This is a genomic window from Streptomyces sp. NPDC052301, from assembly GCF_044593395.1.
Taxonomy (GTDB): Bacteria; Actinomycetota; Actinomycetes; order Streptomycetales; family Streptomycetaceae; genus Streptomyces.
In genome coordinates this window covers 422658-442399 of sequence record NZ_JBIUBE010000008.1, presented here as the reverse complement: position 1 = coordinate 442399, position 19742 = coordinate 422658, and the positions used below count along the sequence as shown (strand labels likewise).

At 70.4% G+C, this 19742-nt stretch carries 16 protein-coding genes; 10 read left to right on the top strand and 6 right to left on the bottom strand.

Annotated elements, in window-relative coordinates:
- The first annotated feature begins 12 nt into the window (after positions 1-12).
- From ACIHEJ_RS24880 to ACIHEJ_RS24855, 6 genes are all read left to right on the top strand, one after another.
- Positions 13-1653, top strand: coding sequence for an ATP-binding protein (locus tag ACIHEJ_RS24880; RefSeq protein ID WP_400138847.1), 1641 nt, complete (start codon positions 13-15; stop codon positions 1651-1653).
- Positions 1650-2336, top strand: coding sequence for a response regulator (locus ACIHEJ_RS24875; protein WP_400138846.1), 687 nt, complete (start codon positions 1650-1652; stop codon positions 2334-2336). The genes ACIHEJ_RS24880 and ACIHEJ_RS24875 overlap by 4 nt, the downstream gene beginning before the upstream one ends.
- Before the next feature lie 137 nt (positions 2337-2473).
- A complete protein-coding gene (locus ACIHEJ_RS24870; RefSeq protein ID WP_400138845.1) occupies positions 2474-3847 on the top strand; it encodes an extracellular solute-binding protein in 1374 nt (457 codons plus the stop codon).
- Positions 3844-4719, top strand: a complete 876-nt coding sequence (locus ACIHEJ_RS24865) for a carbohydrate ABC transporter permease (RefSeq protein WP_400138844.1) — start codon at positions 3844-3846, stop codon at positions 4717-4719. Before ACIHEJ_RS24870 ends, ACIHEJ_RS24865 begins: the two co-directional genes overlap by 4 nt.
- 8 nt (positions 4720-4727) lie before the next feature.
- Positions 4728-5555 (top strand): carbohydrate ABC transporter permease, encoded by an 828-nt coding sequence (locus tag ACIHEJ_RS24860; protein ID WP_400138843.1) that lies wholly within the window; start codon positions 4728-4730, stop codon positions 5553-5555.
- Between the two features lie 138 nt (positions 5556-5693).
- Positions 5694-6407 carry a helix-turn-helix domain-containing protein gene (locus ACIHEJ_RS24855; protein ID WP_400138842.1) on the top strand — a complete coding sequence of 238 codons (714 nt, stop codon included), beginning with the start codon at positions 5694-5696 and terminating at the stop codon, positions 6405-6407.
- Positions 6408-6424: 17 nt separating this feature from the next.
- Here ACIHEJ_RS24855 and ACIHEJ_RS24850 read toward each other — a convergent pair whose 3' ends face one another.
- A complete protein-coding gene (locus ACIHEJ_RS24850; RefSeq protein WP_400138841.1) occupies positions 6425-7450 on the bottom strand; it encodes an ATP-dependent 6-phosphofructokinase in 1026 nt (341 codons plus the stop codon).
- Between the two features lie 193 nt (positions 7451-7643).
- Here ACIHEJ_RS24850 and pta point away from each other — a divergent pair, with 193 nt between their 5' ends.
- From pta to pyk, 3 genes are all read left to right on the top strand, one after another.
- A complete protein-coding gene (pta, locus tag ACIHEJ_RS24845) occupies positions 7644-9719 on the top strand; it encodes a phosphate acetyltransferase (protein ID WP_400138840.1) in 2076 nt (691 codons plus the stop codon).
- A gap of 26 nt (positions 9720-9745) precedes the next feature.
- Positions 9746-10966, top strand: a complete 1221-nt coding sequence (locus ACIHEJ_RS24840; RefSeq protein ID WP_400138838.1) for an acetate kinase — start codon at positions 9746-9748, stop codon at positions 10964-10966.
- A gap of 88 nt (positions 10967-11054) precedes the next feature.
- The gene (pyk, locus tag ACIHEJ_RS24835) at positions 11055-12482 is read left to right on the top strand and encodes a pyruvate kinase (protein ID WP_400138836.1); all 1428 of its coding nucleotides are present in this window, start codon (positions 11055-11057) and stop codon (positions 12480-12482) included.
- A 100-nt stretch (positions 12483-12582) separates the two neighbouring features.
- On the opposite strand, the gene ACIHEJ_RS24830 is transcribed toward pyk, so the two are convergent.
- From ACIHEJ_RS24830 to ACIHEJ_RS24815, 4 genes are all read right to left on the bottom strand, one after another.
- Positions 12583-13938, bottom strand: a complete 1356-nt coding sequence (locus tag ACIHEJ_RS24830) for a hypothetical protein (protein ID WP_400138834.1) — start codon at positions 13936-13938, stop codon at positions 12583-12585.
- A complete protein-coding gene (locus tag ACIHEJ_RS24825; RefSeq protein WP_400138832.1) occupies positions 13928-14482 on the bottom strand; it encodes a DUF6114 domain-containing protein in 555 nt (184 codons plus the stop codon). The genes ACIHEJ_RS24830 and ACIHEJ_RS24825 overlap by 11 nt, the downstream gene beginning before the upstream one ends.
- Before the next feature lie 116 nt (positions 14483-14598).
- The gene (locus tag ACIHEJ_RS24820) at positions 14599-15231 is read right to left on the bottom strand and encodes a DUF6230 family protein (RefSeq protein WP_400138830.1); all 633 of its coding nucleotides are present in this window, start codon (positions 15229-15231) and stop codon (positions 14599-14601) included.
- Between the two features lie 623 nt (positions 15232-15854).
- Entirely contained in the window at positions 15855-16832 is a 978-nt protein-coding gene (locus ACIHEJ_RS24815; protein WP_400138828.1) for a tetratricopeptide repeat protein, read from the bottom strand.
- 210 nt (positions 16833-17042) lie between these two features.
- Between ACIHEJ_RS24815 and ACIHEJ_RS24810 the strand changes: the two genes are divergently transcribed.
- A complete protein-coding gene (locus tag ACIHEJ_RS24810; protein ID WP_400138826.1) occupies positions 17043-17663 on the top strand; it encodes a TetR/AcrR family transcriptional regulator in 621 nt (206 codons plus the stop codon).
- Positions 17664-18012: 349 nt separating this feature from the next.
- Here ACIHEJ_RS24810 and ACIHEJ_RS24805 read toward each other — a convergent pair whose 3' ends face one another.
- Complete coding sequence (locus ACIHEJ_RS24805; RefSeq protein ID WP_400138825.1) at positions 18013-19713, bottom strand: methylmalonyl-CoA mutase; 1701 nt, start codon at positions 19711-19713, stop codon at positions 18013-18015.
- Between the last annotated feature and the right edge of the window lie 29 nt (positions 19714-19742).

Genomic DNA, 19742 nt, shown 5'->3' with positions numbered 1-19742 from the left:
CACACTGCTGACATGCGCGTTCCCTCCCTCCCACGACCCCGCAGCCTGGCCGGCCAGCTGTTCGCCGTGCAGGCCGTGCTGATCGCGCTGGTCGTCGCCGGGTACGCGCTGTTCACCTACGTCAGCGACCAGGGGCAGGCCGAGGAGGCCGCGACCCGGCAGGCCACGGCGGTGGCCCGCTCGATCGCCGACTCCCCCTCGGTCCGCGAGGCGATCCGCGGCCCCGACCCCACGGCCCGGCTCCAGCCGTACGCCCTGCAGGTCATGCGGGACGCCGACGTCGACTTCGTGACGATCATGAGCCCGTCCGGCATCCGCTGGACCCACCCCGACCGGAACCAGATCGGCAAACCCTTCCTCGGCACGATCGGCCCGGCCCAGCACGGCCACACCCTCACCGAGACCTACACCGGCACCCTCGGCGCCTCCGTGCGCGCGGTGACCCCGGTGACGGACGACGGCCGGATCATCGGCCTGGTGAGCGCCGGCATCAAGGTGCGGACGATCAGCGCACGGGTGCAGGACCAGGTCACGGCCCTGCTCGCAGTCGCGGGCGGCACCCTGCTGCTGGGCGCGGTCGGCACGTACGTCGTCAACGCCCGGCTGCGCCGCCACACCCACGGGATGAACGCCACCGAGCTGAGCCGGATGCACGACTACCACCAGGCGGCGCTGCACGCGGTCCGCGAGGGCCTGCTGATGCTGGACGGCCAGTACAGGGTGGCGTTGATCAACGACGGCGGGCGGGAGCTGCTCGGGGTCGGCACCGAGGAGGAGGTGGTGGGCCGCTCGGTCGCCGGCCTGGGCCTTCCGGCCCAGCTGACCGGTGCGCTGCTGTCCTCGGAGCCCCGGGTGGACGAGGTGCATCTGACGGCGTCCCGGGTGCTGGTGGTGAACACCTCCCCGGTGTCCGGCGGCGAGCGGCGCGGCACGGTCGTCACCCTCCGGGACGTGACCGAACTGCAGTCATTGATGGGCGAGTTGGACTCGGAGCGCGGCTTCACCCAGGCTCTGCGGTCCCAGGCGCACGAGGCGGCGAACCGGCTGCACACGGTGGTGTCGCTGATCGAGCTGGGCCGGGCCGAGGAGGCGGTGGAGTTCGCCACGGCGGAGCTGGAGCTGGCCCAGGCCCTGACCGACCAGGTGGTCGCGGCGGTCGGCGAACCGGTGCTCGCGGCGCTCCTGCTGGGCAAGACGGCGCAGGCCAACGAGCGGGGCGTGGAGCTGGTGGTGTCGGAGGACAGCCGGCTGGACGACGGCCTGCTGCCGGACAGTCTGTCCTCGCGCGACCTGGTGACCATCCTCGGCAACCTGATCGACAACGCGGTGGACGCGGCCCAGGGCAGTGCCGGGGCACGGGTGACGGTGACGGCGTACGCGTCCGCCGGCGAGGTGGTGCTGCGGGTGAGCGACACGGGCCCCGGGGTCGACCCCGACCATGCCGACCTGGTATTCCAGCGGGGGTTCTCGACGAAGCCGGCCGGGCCGGACGGGCGGGGGCTCGGGCTGGCCCTGGTCCGGCAGGCGGTGACCCGCCACGAGGGGACGTTGACGGTGACGGAGTCCGACCAGGACGGCGAGGGCGGAGCGGTGTTCGAGGCGCGGTTGCCGTTGCCCAGGGGTTCCCACGCGCCGGAGGGCGGCCAGGAATGACGGACTCCCCACCGATCAGGGTGCTGGTCGTCGAGGACGACCCGGTCGCCGCCGACGCCCATGTGATGTACGTGGGCCGGGTGCCGGGGTTCGTCGCGGTCGGCAAGGCCCACACGGGCGCGGAGGCCCGCCGCGTCCTGGACCGTACACCCGTGGATCTCCTGCTGCTGGACCTGCACCTGCCGGACGTGCACGGTCTGCAGCTCGCCCGTTCCCTGCGCGCGGCCGGCCATCACGCGGACGTGATAGCGGTGACCTCGGCCCGGGACCTGGCGATGGTCCGCGAAGGCGTCTCCCTGGGTGTCGTCCAGTACGTCCTGAAGCCCTTCACCTTCGCCACGCTCCGGGACCGCCTGGTCCGCTACGCCGAGTTCCACGCGGCGGCCGGCGAGGCGAGCGGCCAGGACGAGGTGGACCGGGCACTGGCGGTGCTGCGGGCGCCGACACCGGCGGCGCTTCCCAAGGGGCTGAGCGGTCCGACGCTGGAACGGGTCACCCTGGCCCTGCGCGGCCGTCCCGACGGCCTCACCGCCACGGGCGTCGCCGAGGCGGTCGGCATCTCCCGCATCACCGCACGCCGCTACCTGGAACACCTGGTGGACGCGGGCCGAGCGGCCCGCAGCCCGCAGTACGGGACGGTGGGCCGGCCGGAGCTGCAGTACCGGTGGGTGACCGGGGGCTGAGGCCGGGGGCTCGACGACAGCCGCGCTCCTCCCCCGCCAACTGCGAATCCCTGCAGACTCATTGACCTGACTAGACCACTCCTCCTACCTTCACACGGCAACCACCCGGCCACGAAGAAGTGTGCCCGCAGGAGGTCATGCCCGTGCGCCCCACCGCCGCCTACTCCGCCCTCCTCACCGCCGCCCTCACCGCCACCGCCCTCACCGGGTGCGGCTCGGGCTCCGGCAGCAGTCCCGACACGCTGAAGGTGTCCTTCAAGCAGTCGACCGACAACTCGGTCAAGGTCATGGACACCTACCTCGCCGACATCAAGAAGCAGTTCGAGAAGAAGTACCCCGGCAAGAAGGTGGAGTTCGTCCCGATCAAGGCCCCGGACTCGGAGTACTACACCAAGCTGCAGCAGATGCTGCGCTCGCCGAGGACCGCCCCGGACCTCGTCTACGAGGACACCTTCCTCATCAACTCGGACATCACCAGCGGGTACCTGAAGCCGCTCGACCCCTACCTCGCCAAGTGGCGGGACTGGGGGCAGTTCATCGGCACCGCGAAGGCGGCGGCCCGGGGGCAGGACGGGAAGACGTACGGCGTGCCGGACGGGACGGACACCCGCGGGCTGTGGTTCGACAAGCGGGTTTTCGAGAAGGCCGGGCTGCCCGCGAACTGGCAGCCGAGGAACTGGGACGACATCCTCGCCGCCGCCCGCACCATCAAGCGGAAGGTCCCCGGGGTCACCCCGATCAACGTCTACACCGGCAAGCCGGCCGGCGAGGCCGCCACCATGCAGGGCCTGGAGATGCTGCTGTACGGCACCGGCGACGGGAAGAGCGACCCGCTCTACGACAGCGGCAGCAAGAAGTGGATCGCCGGCGGTCAGGGGTTCAAGGACTCGCTGAAGTTCGTGGAGACCGTCTACCAGGAGAAGCTCGGGCCGGACGTCTCCGACGCCCTCGACCCCAACTTCAGCACCACCATCCGCGGTGAGCTGCTGCCGAAGGGCAAGCTCGGCATCGACCTGGACGGCTCCTGGCTGCCGCAGGACTGGCTGCCGGGCAGCGGGCACGAGTGGCCGGACTGGTCCAGGCAGCTCGGCCTGGCCTCCATGCCGACGCAAACCGGGCAGGCCCCGGGCAGGGTGAGCATGTCCGGCGGCTGGACCTGGGCCGTCCCGGCCAAGGCCGGCAACCCGGACCTCGCCTTCGACTTCATCAAGACGATGCAGACGAAGGACAACGCCCGCAAGTGGTACATCGCCAACTCCGGCATCGCCGTGCGCAAGGACGTCGCCGCCGACCCGGCCTACGTCGGCGCCCAGCCCGGCATCAAGTTCTTCACCGACCTGGTGTCCGTCACGCACTACCGGCCCGCGTACCCGGCGTACCCGAAGGTGTCGACCGCGATCCAGGAGGCCATGGAGGGCGTGACGACCGGCGACGAGTCGGTGGAGAAGGCGGCGAGCGGCTACGACTCCACCCTCAAGGACGTCACCGGCGACCGAGTGATCCAGAAGTGAGGCGCCGGAGCCGGGGCACCCACGCCCTTCCCCGCCTCCTCCCCCTCTCCCCGGCCCTCGTCCTGCTGTTCCTCTTCCTCGCCGGGCCCATCGCCTACTGCGTCTACATCGCCTTCACCGACCTGCAGCTGACCGGCCAGGCCCACTCCTCCTTCGTGGGCTTCGCCAACTTCCGCAGGGCCTTCCACGACGACGCGTTCCTGAACGCCGTCTGGCTGACGCTGGTGTTCACCGTGCTGTCCTCGCTCGTCGGGCAGAACACCCTGGGGCTCGCCCTGGCCGCGCTCATGAAGCGGGCCTCGAAGCCGGTGCGCACGGTCACCGGCGGGGTCGTCGTCACCGCCTGGGTGCTGCCGGAGGTCGTCGCCGGGTTCCTGCTGTACGCGTTCTTCCGGCGGGAGGGGACGCTGAACGCGATCCTCGACTGGCTGCATCTGCCGCGCCAGAACTGGCTGTTCACGCTGCCCGTGCTCGCCGTGTCGTTCGCCAATGTCTGGCGCGGCACGGCGTTCTCGATGCTCGTGTACTCCGCCGCGCTGGACGAGATACCGAGCGAGATCACGGAGGCCGCCGAGGTGGACGGGGCCGGCGGGTGGCGGCGGATGTGGCACATCACCCTGCCGATGATCCGGCGCTCCATCGGCACGAACCTCATGCTCAACACCCTGCAGACGCTCTCCGTCTTCGGGCTGGTCTGGGTGATGACCCGGGGCGGCCCCGGGAACAGGAGCCAGACGCTGCCCCTGTTCATGTACGAGCAGGCCTTCCAGAACAGCATGATCGGGTACGGCACGGCGGTCGCCCTGCTCCTGCTGGTCGTCGGCTCGCTGTTCTCCGTCGTCTATCTGCGTCTGCTGCGGACGGAGGTGTGACACAGACGATGCCCCGCACACGCGCCGCCCGGCGGTTCGCCGCCGATGTCTCCCTGCTGGTCGTGGCCGTCGCCTTCGCACTGCCGCTGGCCTGGGTGGTGCTGTCGTCCGTGGACCCGCACGCCGACCTGCGGGTCAGGGTCCCGGACGGGCTCACCCTGGACAACTTCCACGCGATCCTGACCCCCGACATCACCTACACCCCGCTGCTCAACAGCCTCGTCCTGTGCGGGGGCGGCACGGCGCTGACCGTCGTCTGCGCCGCCCTCGCCGCGTATCCGCTGTCCCGGTTCCGCTCCCGGCTCAACCGGCCGTTCCTGCTGACGATCCTGTTCGCGACGAGCCTGCCGATCACGGCGATCATGGTGCCGGTGTACGCGCTGTTCGTCCGGGTGAACCTGATCGACACCCTGCAGGGCACGGTCTTCTTCTTCGCCGCCTCCCAGCTGCCCTTCGCCATCTGGCTGATGAAGAACTTCATGGACGGGGTGCCCAAGGAGCTGGAGGAGGCTGCCTGGACGGACGGGGCGTCCTCGCTGCAGTCCCTGGTCCGGATCGTGCTGCCGCTGATGGGGCCGGGGCTCGCCGTCGTCACCGTGTTCTCGTTCGTGATGATGTGGGGAAACTTCTTCGTGCCCTTCATGCTGCTGCTCACCCCGGACCAGATGCCGGCCTCGGTCAGCATCAACGACTTCTTCGGCAACCGGGGCATGGTGGCGTACGGGCAGCTGGCCGCGTTCTCCGTCATCTACTCCACGCCCGTGATCCTGCTCTACGTCCTGGTGGCACGCAGACTGGGCGGCGGTTTCGCGCTGGGCGGGGCGGTGAAGGGGTGACGTGGAGTAACCCCAGGTGACAGCGGTGACACCGCGTGCCACCGCCGGGCGTGGGATCAAGACGTACGAATCTACGATCCGTGATCTCGTTCGAACGGACCGTAGTCAGCGATGCCGGGCACCCCTACGTTGTGCCGGGTGCGCCCACCCTCTCCCCAGCCGAACCCCTCGGCTCCCCCGTTCAACGCCCCCGCCGCCCGCAGGATCCGTGCCGCGCTCGGCATGGGGCCCGAGCACGTCGCCTACGGTATGCGTGCCTCGTACGGGCTGCCGTACGTCACCCCCGATCTCGTGACCGCCTGGGAACGCGGCACCGTCACCCCCAGCAACCCCGAACTCACCGCGCTCGCGGGCGTGTTGTGGTGTTCGGCGGGAGAACTCATCGGCCGGCCGCGGACGCTGCGCGAGCACCGCATCGCCCGTGCGCTCGCGCCCGAGGACGTCGCCCGTACCATCGGGCTGGACCTGCGCTCGTACCTGCGGATGGAGGAGAGCGGCACCTGGCGGGGCAACGACCGTCAGGCCGCCGCGCTCGCGGAGATCCTCGATCTGTCGCTGCCCGACTTCGTGGCCGTCACGGGCCGCGAGGACCAACTCGCCGAACTGCTGCGCAGCGCGGTCACCACACGCTGGCAGGCCTATGTCCGACCGGTGGGGAAGATCGCGCCGGTGCCGCGGGAGCGTCTGGAGGAGGTGCTCCAGGAACTGCACCAGGACTACCAGGGCCAGATGGTGGCCAGCCTCAGCTGGGGCGGGAACAGCGCGGCCAGCGCCTCGAGCGACGCCGGCCGGGAGTTCCTGGGGCAGATCGTGGAGGACTTCTGGGACCGGATCGAGCACCGCACGCCGTAGCGCCGGAGCGGCCGGTCCTAGAAGACCGACTCCGCCTCGTCCATCCGGTCCTTCGGTACCGTCTTCAGCTCGGTGACCGCCTCCGCGAGCGGCACCATCACGATGTCGGTGCCGCGCAGCGCGGTCATCCGGCCGAACTCGCCGCGGTGCGCGGCCTCGACGGCGTGCCAGCCGAAGCGGGTGGCGAGGACGCGGTCGTAGGGGGTGGGTACGCCGCCGCGCTGGACGTGGCCGAGGATGACCGGCTTGGCCTCCTTGCCGAGGCGCCGCTCCAGCTCGTAGGCGAGCGCGGTGCCGATGCCCTGGAAGCGCTCGTGGCCGTACTGGTCGATGTCGCCCTTGCCGTAGTCCATGGAGCCCTCGGCGGGGTGGGCGCCCTCGGCGACGCAGATGACGGCGAACTTCTTGCCGCGGGCGAAGCGCTCCTCGACCATCTTGACCAGGTCGGCGGGGTCGAAGGGGCGCTCGGGCAGGCAGATGCCGTGCGCGCCGGCGGCCATGCCGGACTCCAGGGCGATCCAGCCGGCGTGCCGGCCCATGACCTCCACGACCATCACGCGCTGGTGGGACTCGGCGGTCGTCTTCAGGCGGTCCATCGCCTCGGTCGCGACGCCGACGGCGGTGTCGAAGCCGAAGGTGCGGTCGGTGGAGGAGATGTCGTTGTCGATCGTCTTCGGCACGCCGACGACCGGCAGGCCGGCGTCGGAGAGCATGCGGGCCGCGGTCAGGGTGCCCTCGCCGCCGATCGGGATCAGCGCGTCGATGCCGAACTCCTCGACCATGTCCGCGGCCCCCTCGCAGGCCTCGCGCAGCCGGTCGCGCTGCAGCCGGGAGGAGCCGAGGATGGTGCCGCCGCGGGCCAGGATGCCGCTGACGGCGTCCAGGTCGAGGGTGCGGTGGTGACGGTCGAGCAGACCCCGGTAGCCGTCCTCGAAGCCGATGACCTCGTCGCCGTACTGCGCCACCGCGCGGTGCACGACCGACCGGATCACGGCGTTCAGGCCGGGGCAGTCGCCGCCTGCGGTGAGAACTCCGATGCGCATCGTGCTGTGTCTCCTGCTCGCTGTGGTGTTCCGGTGAGCCGGTGTCGATTGTTTCACGTCCACCGGGGCAGTGAGGCACTTGACGGGCGCTTTATCCGGAGCCAGGGGTATTGTCAAGAGGGTTCTGCTCACCTCGGTGAGCGATTTTTATGCCAAGCCGATGAGCAAGCCGACGAGGAACGGAGTGGGACACGTGACGCGCAGCGTGTACGTGACCGGGATCGACCGCGGTGACGGCCGCCAGGTCGTGGAGCTGGGGGTCATGGAGCTCCTGACCCGGCAGGTCGACCGGGTGGGGGTCTTCCGGCCCCTCGTCCACGACGGACCCGATCGCCTGTTCGAGTTGCTGCGGTCGCGCTACCGCCTGTCCCAGGACCCCGCGACCGTCTACGGCATGGACTACCACGAGGCGTCCGCGCTCCAGGCCGAGCAGGGCACCGACGAGCTGGTCTCCGCGCTGGTCGACCGCTTCCACCTGGTGGCCCGGGACTACGACGTCGTCCTGGTCCTCGGCACCGACTTCGCCGCCACCCAGCTGCCGGACGAGCTGTCCCTGAACGCCCGCCTGGCCAACGAGTTCGGCGCGTCCGTGATCCCGGTGGTCGGCGGTCGCGGGCAGACCACCGAGGCCGTGCTCGCCGAGACCCGCAACGCCTACCGCGCCTACGACGGCCTCGGCTGCGACGTGCTCGCCATGGTCGCCAACCGGGTGGACCGCGAGGACCGCGACGAGATCGCCGAGCGGGTCGCCTCCCGGCTGCCGGTGCCCTGCTACGTGGTGCCCGACGAACCCGCGCTGTCCGCGCCGACCGTCGCCCAGATCGCCCAGACCCTCGACGCCAAGGTGCTGCTCGGCGACGACTCCGGGCTCGCCCGGGACGCGCTCGGCTTCGTCTTCGGCGGTGCCATGCTGCCGAACCTGCTCGGCGCCCTGACGCCGGGCTGTCTGGTCATCACCCCCGGCGACCGCGCCGACCTGGTCGTCGGCTCGCTGGCCGCGCACAGCGCCGGCACCCCGCCGATAGCCGGTGTGCTGCTCACCCTGAACGAGGTACCGAGCGACGAGATCCTCACCCTCGCCGCCCGCCTCGCCCCGGGCACCCCGGTCCTCTCCGTGACCGGCAACAGCTTCCCCACCGCCGAGCGGCTGTTCTCCCTGGAGGGCAAGCTGAACGCGGCCACCCCGCGCAAGGCGGAGACCGCGCTCGGCCTGTTCGAGCGGTACGCGGACACCGCCGACCTGGCCCGCCGGGTCTCGGCGCCGAGCAGCGACCGGGTCACGCCGATGATGTTCGAGCACAAGCTGCTGGAGCAGGCCCGCTCCGACAAGCGCCGGGTCGTCCTGCCGGAGGGCACCGAGGAGCGGGTGCTGCACGCGGCCGAGGTGCTGCTGCGCCGGGGTGTGTGCGACCTGACCCTGCTCGGGCCCGAGGACCAGATCCGCAAGAAGGCCGCCGACCTCGGCATCGACCTCGGCGACACCCAGCTGATCGACCCGGCCACCTCCGAGCTGCGCGACGCCTTCGCCGAGAAGTACGCCCGGCTCCGGGCCCACAGGGGCGTCACCGTCGAGCAGGCCTACGACGTCGTCTCCGACGTGAACTACTTCGGCACCCTGATGGTCGAGGAGGGCCTGGCCGACGGCATGGTCTCCGGGTCGGTGCACTCCACGGCGGCCACCATCCGCCCGGCCTTCGAGATCATCAAGACCCGGCCGGACTCCTCGATCGTCTCGTCGGTGTTCTTCATGTGCCTGGCCGACAAGGTGCTGGTCTACGGCGACTGCGCGGTCAACCCCGACCCGGACGCGCAGGCGCTCGCGGACATCGCCGTCCAGTCGGCCGGTACGGCCGCGCAGTTCGGGGTCGAGCCGCGGATCGCGATGCTGTCGTACTCCACGGGCACGTCCGGTTCGGGCGCCGACGTCGAGAAGGTGCGCGAGGCCACCGAGCTGGCGCGCGCCCGCCGGACCGACCTGAAGATCGAGGGGCCGATCCAGTACGACGCGGCCGTGGAGCCGTCCGTCGCCGCCACCAAGCTGCCCGGCTCCGAGGTCGCCGGCCAGGCCAGCGTGCTGATCTTCCCCGACCTCAACACCGGCAACAACACCTACAAGGCCGTGCAGCGCTCGGCCGGCGCGATCGCCGTCGGACCGGTCCTGCAGGGACTGCGCAAGCCGGTCAACGACCTGTCCCGGGGCGCGCTCGTCCAGGACATCGTCAACACCGTCGCCATCACGGCGATCCAGGCCCAGACGCCCGCCAACTGACGTCACAGAGAGAGCTTTCGAACACCGTGGCAGAGACCCGCGCGGCGAACCGCGTCCTCGTCCTCAACTCCGGCTCCTCGTCGGTGAAGTACCAGCTGCTCGACATGAGCGACCGGAGCCGGCTTGCGGTCGGCCTGGTGGAGCGGATCGGCGAGCAGACCTCCCGGCTCAAGCACACCTGCCTCACCTCCGGCGACACCCGCGAGCACACCGGCCCGATCGCCGACCACGACGCCGCGCTCAAGGCGGTCGCCGAGGAGCTGAGCCGGGACGGGCTGGGGCTGGACTCCCCGGAGCTGGCCGCGATCGGTCACCGGGTGGTGCACGGCGGGATGTTCTTCACCGAGCCCACCGTCATCGACGACGAGGTACTCTCCGAGGTCGAGCGGCTGATCCCGGTCGCCCCGCTGCACAACCCGGCCAACCTCACCGGCATCCGCACCGCCCGGGCGCTGCGCCCCGACCTGCCCCAGGTCGCCGTCTTCGACACCGCGTTCCACACGACGATGCCGGAGTCCGCGGCGCGCTACGCGATCGACCCGAAGATCGCAGACCGGCACCGCATCCGCCGCTACGGCTTCCACGGCACCTCGCACGCCTACGTCTCCCGGGAGACGGCACGGCTGCTCGGCAAGGACCCGTCCGAGGTCAACGTGATCGTGCTGCACCTGGGCAACGGCGCCTCGGCGTCCGCCGTCCAGGGGGGCCGGTGCGTGGACACCTCCATGGGGCTGACGCCTTTGGAGGGGCTGGTGATGGGTACGCGATCCGGCGATCTGGATCCGGCCGTCATCTTCCATTTGGCGCGTGTTGGCGGAATGTCCATGGATGAGATCGACACTCTCCTCAACAAGAGGAGCGGACTGTTCGGTCTGTGCGGGGACAACGACATGCGGGAGATCCGCCGCCGGATCGACGAGGGCGACGAAGAGGCCGCTCTCGCGTTCGACATTTACATTCACCGGTTGAGGAAGTACATCGGCGCCTATTACGCCGTCCTCGGGAAGGTCGACGCGGTCGCCTTCACGGCCGGGGTCGGCGAGAACGCGGCGCCCGTGCGGGAGGCGGCGATCGCGGGCCTGGAGACGCTGGGCCTCGCGGTGGACCCGGAGCGGAACGCGGTGCGCGGCGGCGAGCCCCGGCTGATCTCGCCGGACTCCGCGCGGGTGGCGGTGGCGGTGGTGCCGACGGATGAAGAACTGGAGATCGCGACGCAGACCTACGCACTGGTCGGAAAGAACAACTGAAATAGCAGCACCTGAGCGGTGCGGCACTCATTTGTATCTTCCGCCAGACGGAATATTCCGTAGCGAAACAAACCGATAGGATCGCCCCATGCGCCGTTCGAAAATCGTCTGTACTCTCGGCCCCGCGGTCGACACCCATGAGAAGCTCGTCGCCATGATCGAGGCGGGCATGAATGTGGCCCGGTTCAACTTCAGCCACGGCTCCCACGCCGAGCACCAGGCGCGGTACGACCGCGTCCGGGCCGCGTCCAAGGAGACCGGCCGGCCCATCGGTGTCCTCGCCGACCTGCAGGGCCCGAAGATCCGCCTGGAGACCTTCGCCGAAGGTCCGGTCGAGCTCGAGCGCGGTGACGAGTTCGTCATCACGACCGAGGACGTGCCGGGCGACAAGCAGATCTGCGGTACGACGTACAAGGGGCTGCCGGGCGACGTCTCGCGCGGTGACCAGGTGCTGATCAACGACGGCAACGTCGAGCTGAAGGTCCTGGACGTCGAGGGACCGCGGGTGAGGACCATCGTCATCGAGGGCGGTGTCGTCTCCGACCACAAGGGCATCAACCTGCCCGGCGCGGCCGTCAACGTGCCCGCGCTGAGCGAGAAGGACGTCGAGGACCTGCGCTTCGCCCTCCGCATGGGCTGCGACATGGTCGCGCTGTCCTTCGTCCGGGACGCCAAGGACGTCGCCGACGTCCACCGCGTGATGGACGAGGAGGGCCGCCGGGTCCCGGTCATCGCCAAGGTGGAGAAGCCGCAGGCGGTGGAGAACATGGACGCCGTCGTCGCGGCGTTCGACGCCGTGATGGTGGCCCGTGGCGACCTCGCCGTCGAGTACCCGCTCGAGAAGGTCCCCATGGTGCAGAAGCGCCTGATCGAGCTGTGCCGGCGCAACGCCAAGCCGGTGATCGTGGCGACCCAGATGATGGAGTCGATGATCACCAACTCCCGTCCGACCCGCGCCGAGGCCTCCGACGTGGCCAACGCCATCCTGGACGGCGCCGACGCGGTCATGCTGTCCGCCGAGTCGAGCGTGGGCGCCTACCCGGTCGAGACGGTCAAGACCATGTCGAAGATCGTCGCCGCGGCCGAGCAGGAGCTGCTCTCCAAGGGCCTGCAGCCGCTGGTGCCGGGCAAGAAGCCGCGCACCCAGGGCGGTTCGGTGGCCCGCGCGGCCTGCGAGATCGCCGACTTCCTCGGCGGCCGGGGCCTGATCGCCTTCACCCAGTCCGGTGACACCGCGCGCCGTCTGTCCCGCTACCGCGCGACCCAGCCGATCATCGCCTTCACCACGGAGGAGTCCACCCGCAACCAGCTCACCCTGAGCTGGGGCGTGGAGCCGCATGTGGTGCCGTTCGTGAACACGACCGACGAGATGGTCGACCTGGTCGACCAGGAGGTCGCCAAGCTGGGCCGCTTCGACGCCGGCGACACGGTCATCATCACCGCCGGCTCGCCCCCCGGCGTCCCCGGCACCACCAACATGCTCCGGGTCCACCACCTCGGCACCCAGGGCAACTGACACGCCCGGTAAGGGCCCTGTACGGCGCTGAGGGGCGCCCCCTGCGAGCAGGGGGCGCCCCTCAGCTGTGTGCGGCTCCCGAACGGGCTTGTGGGACCGGTCAGTCGGTCGTGTACACGTGCATGCCGGGCACGTGCAGGTTGCCGCCGAACTGGGCCGCCTGGGTCACCTTCACATGGGTGAAGTAGATCAGCGGGATGTTCAGCGGGGGCGGGCTGTCGGGGCTGAACGTGACCGGGATCAGCCCGAGCAGGTTGCCCGAGATGCTCTCCGTGTACATCACGGTGTCGCCGCCCCGGATGGTGGACGTCGAGCCCTTGGACGCCTGCACGTGGTAGGTCTTCCCGGACTGCTTGTCCTTCACCGTCTGGTGCAGGTCACCGATGTCCGTGCCGCCGGAGATGACGTACTTCAGCACCTTCTTGGTGGTGCCGCTCGCCGTCTTCACCTCCACGATGCCCTGGTAGTCGGCGCCCTTGAGCAGCAGGGAGCTGGCGTTCAGGTACCAGGGGTCGTCCGCCACCGGCACCTTGTTGTCGACGCCGCTCACGTCGTCCGTGGCCGCCGGGCAGTCGTCCGGCGCGGTGGACGAGCTCGCGGAGGGGCTCGGGGTGACCGAGCCGGCCGCGTCCTCGGCCGCCTTCGCCGTGTCGTCGACCGTCTTGGACACCGTGCCGGTGGTGTTCTTCACCGTGTCCGAGACCGTCTTGCCGGTCTTGGACACGGTGTCCTTGACGGTGTCCGACACCGTGGACCCGGTCGGGGACGTGGACTTCGAGGCGTCCGGGGACGCGCTCGCCGACGGGGACGCCGAGGACGTCGGACTCGCGGACGAGGTACCGGAGTCCTTGCCGCCGCCGAGGATGCCGCCGAGCGTGTCGCCGATGGTGTCCAGCAGGCCGCCGCTCTTGCCGCTGCTCTGGGACGCGGACGGGGTGGGCGTGGCCGTGTCCCCGGAGCCCGCACCCGAGTCGGACGAACCGGAGCCCGTCCCGGAGGTGGCGGTCGGCTTCGGAGTGGCCTCGTCGCCGGAACCTGAATCCGACGAAGGGGTCGTGTCCGAACCCTTGGTGTCCTGGCCGCCCTTGGCGCTGTCGCTCGCCGAGGGGGTCGGCGTGGCGGTGTCGTCCTTGCTCTCCGAGGCGGACGGCGACGGCGAGGCCGACGCGTCCTTGGAGCCGTCCAGCGCCTTGACGCAGTCCTTGTACTCGTCGGCCGTCAGGCTCTTGGCCGTGGTCGACGACGACGGGCTGCCGCCGCTGTCGGCGAGGGCGAGCGTGGATGTGAAGCCCATGCCCATGAGGACCGCGGTCGGCATCGCCACGGAGGCGATCGCCTTCCCGGCCGGCATGTGGAACCTGGTGAACAGCGGCTTCTTGGGTGCCGCGTGGCGGGGCCCGGTTCTCGTACGGGACTCGTCCACCTCGGTCCCGCAGGTCACCTCGTCAGCCGGCACTGTGCCTCCCGTTCGCCCCGTTGGCCGGGCTCGTTCCTGACAGGTCGTTCTTGCTCACCGGGTCCGTGCCCTGAGGGGGCAGCGGGACAGTCGCGGGAGCACCGCCCACGCCCGGTGCGGCCCCGGCCGGCGGCTGCGGCTGGGAAGACGCGCCCGGCGCCCAGGCCACGGCCATCGCTCCGCCGATGAGGGCGAAGAGAAAGCCCACGACGAAGCCGCCGAAGTTGGACACGGGGATGGACACCAGCGCCAGCAGGATCGCGGCGACGCCCGCGAAGACGCGTACGTGCTTCTGGAACCAGAGGCTGATGCCCAGGACGATGAGCAGCACGCCGATGATCAGGGATCCGGCTCCCGCGGTCGTCGACATCGCCAGCGTCAGATGCCCGAGCTGGAGGTGGGCGTACGGGAAGTACATGATCGGAAAGCCGCCGAGCAAGACGAAAAGACCGGCCCAGAACGGACGCGTGCCCCGCCAGGCGCGGAACTGCTGCCTGCGGCGGGTGAACTGGCCGGGTGCGGCGGCAGAGGTCTCGGCGCTCATGGAAAACAGCTCCCTGGTGCGGCGTTGCTGTGGTGGTGATGTGGGCCGCGTGTGAAACACGGCCGGGGTGTGGACGGGCGGGGGCGCCACCGGCTCCCCCGCCCGTCAGCGAGTGCCTAGTAGCACTCGTGCGTACCCGTCTGCAGCGACATGTGAAGGCCGCTGAGCTTGAAGGTACCGGCCGTGGTCGCCCAGGCCGTCTGCTTCACGTCGGTCAGCGTGGCCGAGTCGGCCTGCTGGGCGAAGCCGTACGGGTTGGCCTGCTCCTTGCCACCCTTCATGCCGGGACCCTTGGAGGCGTCCTTGCCGGCCACACCGATGTCGATGTTGTTGAAGGTGGCGTCGGCGTTCAGGTCGGCGACGTCGATGTAGAGGTTGTCGGCCTCGACCGGCTTGTCCGCCCCGGCCTTCAGGACCAGGCTCACCGAGCCCAGTACCGGAATGTCCGGCGTGACGACGGACTGGCACATGTTGTTGATGCTGGCCTTCTTGAAGGCCGACACCGCGACGGGGTGGGCGGTCTGCTGACCGCTCAGGGTGTACCCGCTGTCGATGGCGCCGTACTGCTCGAAGCCTTGACCGACCAGCTTGTCGGCCGAGACCTTGAAGGACTGGCCCGACACGCTGAACGACGCGGCGAGAGCGCCCTGCGCGAGGGCGACACCTATGCACGCCGTGGCGGCCACGCTGGGCACCATGACCACAGCGAACCGCTTCCATCTGGTCCCGCCACGCACCTGGGACTCCATATTTCCTCCTTCTCGGACGTACATCTCCTGGCCCGGGCTCGCCCCAGTCGGCGGCTCAGCCGGGCAGGGATGGGAGAAGTGCTACGTCCTCGGGAAGGAGAGCGCCCGCGCTCGGAGGCGCGAACCGCGCCCGAACTACCGGCGATCACCCCCGAGCGACAACCACTGGTCGCGCCTGACACGCATCACGCACAACCTTGCTGGACAGGCTTCGCCGGGTGGACGAAGACCCCCCTGCCCTAGAACCGGCGCCACTGCCGTCGGTTCTGCTCGGTGGGGACCCAGATTCTCCCGTGACCCGACCGGCTGTCGGGGTGCGGGAATGGACCGAGCGTCGCCGATCGTGGTGCATTCTCGCGCCGGGCACAAGGGGGTTCGTTACTGGCTAGTAACGGGCGGATAACCGAGCGACGACCCGCTGGTCTCGGAGCGCGACGCTGGGTGGCAATACGGGGCAGAGCAAAGCCGTTGATCTCTGGACGAATCCAGACAGATCAACGGCCTTGATTTACTCGGAGTAACAGCGGCCGCGATTACCAAGATTTGGTAAAGCGCAGCCGCCCTGACGCCTCGTCGGCAAATCTTTCACCTCGACATCACAAGCCGAGGCGTTTAGCGACTGGTCAGAACAGAGCGCGCGCCAGCGCCCTGCGCGCCCCCACCACGCGCGGATCCTCGGACCCGACGACCTCGAACAGCTCCAGCAGCCGCAGCCGTACCGCGTTCCGGTCGTCACCCACCGTACGCCGCACGGTTTCGATCAGACGTCCGAATGCGTCCTCGACATGGCCGCCCACCAGATCCAGGTCGGCGGCGGCGATCTGCGCCGTGGCGTCGGACGGCTTCTCGGCCGCCTCCTGGCGCACCTTCTGCGGGTCCATGCCCTGCACCCGCTGCAGCAACTCGGCCTGTGCCAGGCCCAGTTTCGCCTCCGGGTGGGCCGGGTCGTCGGCCAGCACGTTCTTGTAGGCCTGGACGGCACCGCCCAGGTCGCCGGCGTCCAGCGCCTCGGCGGCGGCGTTCAGGAGCGCCTCGTACGGGCCCGCCGGGGCCTGCTCGGCCGCCTGCCCCGCCCGGCCCGGCTGCGCGTCCGGGTCGACGGTCAGACCGGTCAGCCCGAAGCGCTGCTCGGCGACCTGCACCAGCTGGTCCAGGGTCTCCCGGATCTGCTGCTCGCCGGCCGCCCCCTGGAACAGCGGCAGCGCCTGGCCCGCGACGACGGCGAAGACCGCCGGGATGCCCTGCACCCCGAACTGCTGCATCAGCATCTGGTTGGCGTCGACGTCGATCTTGGCGAGGAGGAAGCGCCCGTTGTACTCGACGGCCAGCCGCTCCAGGACCGGGCTCAGCTGCTTGCAGGGCTGACACCATTCGGCCCAGAAGTCGATGACGACCGGGACTTCGGCGGACCGCTGCAGGACTTCGCGCTCGAAGCCCGCCTCATCGACGTCGATGACGAGATCGGCCGGGGAGACGGCTCCCGTGCCGCCGTGCCGGGCGGCTTCGGCGCGCGTCTGTTCGGCCTTGGCCTTGGCCTCCTGGGCCGCCTTCACCGCGGCGAGGTCGACGACGCCGCTCATGGACATGTTCCGTGGCTGCATGCGTCTATCCTCCCCCGTTCCCGCGTCTGAAGGAAAAAGCTCCGTGTGTGGGCGCCGGGTCCCCACCCGCGCCGCGTGGTCGTCGCCCGTGTACGTCCCTCACGAGCTTTCGCTACGACTCGTAGCGTAATGCCAGCGGGACCCCGCGCGACACCACGCCCCGGTGATCTCTCTCACGACGGCACAGATCCCGCCGGTTATGGTCGAGGGATGCAGAGCCGCACCCCCGCCGGCCGGACCGGCCGCCCGCGCAGCGCCGCCGCGGACACCGCGATCCTGGCCGCTACGCGGCAGGCGCTGGTGGAACTGGGCTGGTCCAAGCTCACGCTGGGAGACGTGGCGACGCGGGCCGGGGTTGCGAAGACGACTCTGTACCGCCGCTGGGCCGGGAAGAACGAGCTGGTCGTGGACGCGGTGGCGGAGTTGTTCGACGAGCTCGAACTCCCCGACCGGGGCAGCCTCGCCGCCGACATCGAGGGCGTGGTGCTGCAGTTCGCCGCCATCCTGGCCCGCCCCGAGTGCAAGAGCGGGCTGATGGCGGTGGTCGCCGAGTCGACCCGTGACGACGCCCTGCGCGAGCGCGTCCGCGCCTCGGTCGTGGAGCGTCAGAAACGGCTCGTTCTGGAGGGCAGGGCGCGGGCCCAGACGCGCGGCGAACTGCCGCCCGAGCCCGACCCGCAGGAGGCCGCCCGCACGATCGACCTCATCTTCGACGTGGTGGCCGGCGCGGTGGTGCACCGCACGCTGGTCAGCGGCCAGCCGGCGGACGAGGAGTGGGTGCGCCGCTTCACGGAGGTCCTGCTGGGCGGACTCGGGGGCACGCAGCCCTAGCCGGGTCGCGCGGCCCCGGTGTCCGGTGCGGGCGGGCCCGGGATCTCATGCGGACGATCCCGATGTCCGGTCCGGCCGAGCCCGGGATCTCATGCGGACGAGCCTGATGTCCGGTGCGGCCGAGCCCGGCGCCCGGTACGAGGCCGGACCCGGCGCCCGGTGCGGGCGGCCCCGATGCCCGGTGCGACCAAGCCCGGCGTCCCGTGCGGCGGGCCCGGTGCCCGGTGCGGCAAGACTCGGTACCCGGCGCGGGCAGCCCCGGCGTCCAGCGCGGCCGGACTCGGGACCGGTGGGGCCGGGTCCGCCGCCCCGTGCGGGCGGGCCCGAGACGCGGTACGGGTACGCCCGCTCAGAAGCCCGCCGGCTCCGTGTACACGCCCCACTCGTCCCGCAGCACCCCGCAGATCTCGCCCAGGGTCGCCTCGGCGCGGACGGCGTCCAGCATGGGCTCGATCATGTTGGAGCCGTCGCGGGCGGCGGCGAGCATGGCGTCGAGCGCGGTGCGCACGGCCGTCTCGTCGCGGGCGGTCTTGCGCTCCGCGAGGACGCGGACCTGCTCCCGCTCCACCTCGTGGCTGACCCGCAGGATCTCCAGGTCCCCCGTGACGGACCCGGTGTTGACGTTGACGCCGACGACCCTCTTGTCGCCCTTCTCCAGGGACTGCTGGTAGCGGAAGGCGGACTCCGCGATCTCGCCCGTGAACCAGCCGTCCTCGATGCCGCGCAGGATCCCGGAGGTGATCGGCCCGATCGGGTGCTGCCCGTCCGGGTGGGCCCGCAGGCCCCGCTCCTTGATCTGCTCGAAGATCTTCTCGGCGTCGGCCTCGATCCGGTCCGTCAGCTGCTCGATGTACCAGGACCCGCCCAGCGGGTCGGCCACGTTGGCGACCCCGGTCTCCTCCATCAGCACCTGCTGGGTGCGCAGCGCGATCTCGGCGGCCTGCTCGCTGGGCAGCGCGAGGGTCTCGTCGAGCGCGTTGGTGTGCAGCGAGTTGGTCCCGCCGAGCACGGCGGCCAGCGCCTCCACGGCCGTACGCACCACGTTGTTGTACGGCTGCTGGGCCGTCAGCGAGACACCGGCGGTCTGGGTGTGGAAGCGCAGCCACTGCGCCTTGTCGGACGTGGCGCCGTAGACGTCCCGCATCCAGCGGGCCCAGATCCTGCGGGCCGCCCGGAACTTGGCGATCTCCTCGAAGAAGTCGACGTGCGCGTCGAAGAAGAAGGACAGGCCGGGCGCGAAGACGTCCACGTCCAGCCCGCGCGAGAGCCCCAGCTCGACGTAGCCGAAGCCGTCCGCCAGCGTGTACGCCAGCTCCTGCGCGGCCGTCGCCCCCGCCTCCCGGATGTGGTACCCGGAGACCGACAGCGGCTTGTACGCGGGGATGCCGGCCGCGCAGTACTCCATCAGGTCGCCGATCAGGCGCAGGTGCGGCTCGGGCTGGAAGAGCCACTCCTTCTGGGCGATGTACTCCTTGAAGATGTCGGTCTGCAGGGTGCCGTTGAGGACCGACGGGTCCACGCCCTGCCGCTCGGCGGCGACCAGGTACATGCAGAAGACGGGGACGGCGGGCCCGCTGATGGTCATGGAGGTGGTGACGTCGCCGAGCGGGATGTCCTTGAACAGGACCTCCATGTCGGCGGCCGAGTCGATGGCGACACCGCAGTGCCCGACCTCGCCGAGCGAGCGCGGGTCGTCGGAGTCGCGGCCCATCAGCGTCGGCATGTCGAAGGCCACGGACAGACCCCCGCCACCGGCGGCGAGGATCATCTTGTACCGCTCGTTGGTCTGCTCGGCGTTGCCGAATCCGGCGAACTGGCGGATGGTCCAGGTGCGCCCGCGGTAGCCGGTCGGATGGAGCCCGCGCGTGAAGGGGTACTCCCCGGGCCAGCCGATCCGCTCGAATCCCTCGTACGTGTCACCCGGCCGGGGACCGTACACCGGCTCCACGGGATCGCCGGAGAGCGTGGTGAAATCTGCGTCGCGCTTGCGCGCGGCGTCGTAGCGGGCCTGCCAGCGACGGCGGCCTTCCTCGATGGCGTGAGCGTCCATACCCTCGAATTTACTTGGACGTCCTAGTA

Excerpts from the sequence above, each read along its gene's own strand:
- ACIHEJ_RS24880 (WP_400138847.1), top strand. The coding sequence starts at position 13 with ATGCGCGTTCCCTCCCTCCCACGACCCCGCAGCCTGGCCGGCCAGCTG.
- ACIHEJ_RS24875 (WP_400138846.1), top strand. The coding sequence starts at position 1,650 with ATGACGGACTCCCCACCGATCAGGGTGCTGGTCGTCGAGGACGACCCG.
- ACIHEJ_RS24870 (WP_400138845.1), top strand. The coding sequence starts at position 2,474 with ATGCCCGTGCGCCCCACCGCCGCCTACTCCGCCCTCCTCACCGCCGCC.
- ACIHEJ_RS24860 (WP_400138843.1), top strand. The coding sequence starts at position 4,728 with ATGCCCCGCACACGCGCCGCCCGGCGGTTCGCCGCCGATGTCTCCCTG.
- ACIHEJ_RS24850 (WP_400138841.1), bottom strand. The coding sequence starts at position 7,450 with ATGCGCATCGGAGTTCTCACCGCAGGCGGCGACTGCCCCGGCCTGAAC.
- pyk (WP_400138836.1), top strand. The coding sequence starts at position 11,055 with ATGCGCCGTTCGAAAATCGTCTGTACTCTCGGCCCCGCGGTCGACACC.
- ACIHEJ_RS24825 (WP_400138832.1), bottom strand. The coding sequence starts at position 14,482 with ATGAGCGCCGAGACCTCTGCCGCCGCACCCGGCCAGTTCACCCGCCGC.
- ACIHEJ_RS24820 (WP_400138830.1), bottom strand. The coding sequence starts at position 15,231 with ATGGAGTCCCAGGTGCGTGGCGGGACCAGATGGAAGCGGTTCGCTGTG.
- ACIHEJ_RS24815 (WP_400138828.1), bottom strand. The coding sequence starts at position 16,832 with ATGCAGCCACGGAACATGTCCATGAGCGGCGTCGTCGACCTCGCCGCG.
- ACIHEJ_RS24810 (WP_400138826.1), top strand. The coding sequence starts at position 17,043 with ATGCAGAGCCGCACCCCCGCCGGCCGGACCGGCCGCCCGCGCAGCGCC.
- ACIHEJ_RS24805 (WP_400138825.1), bottom strand. The coding sequence starts at position 19,713 with ATGGACGCTCACGCCATCGAGGAAGGCCGCCGTCGCTGGCAGGCCCGC.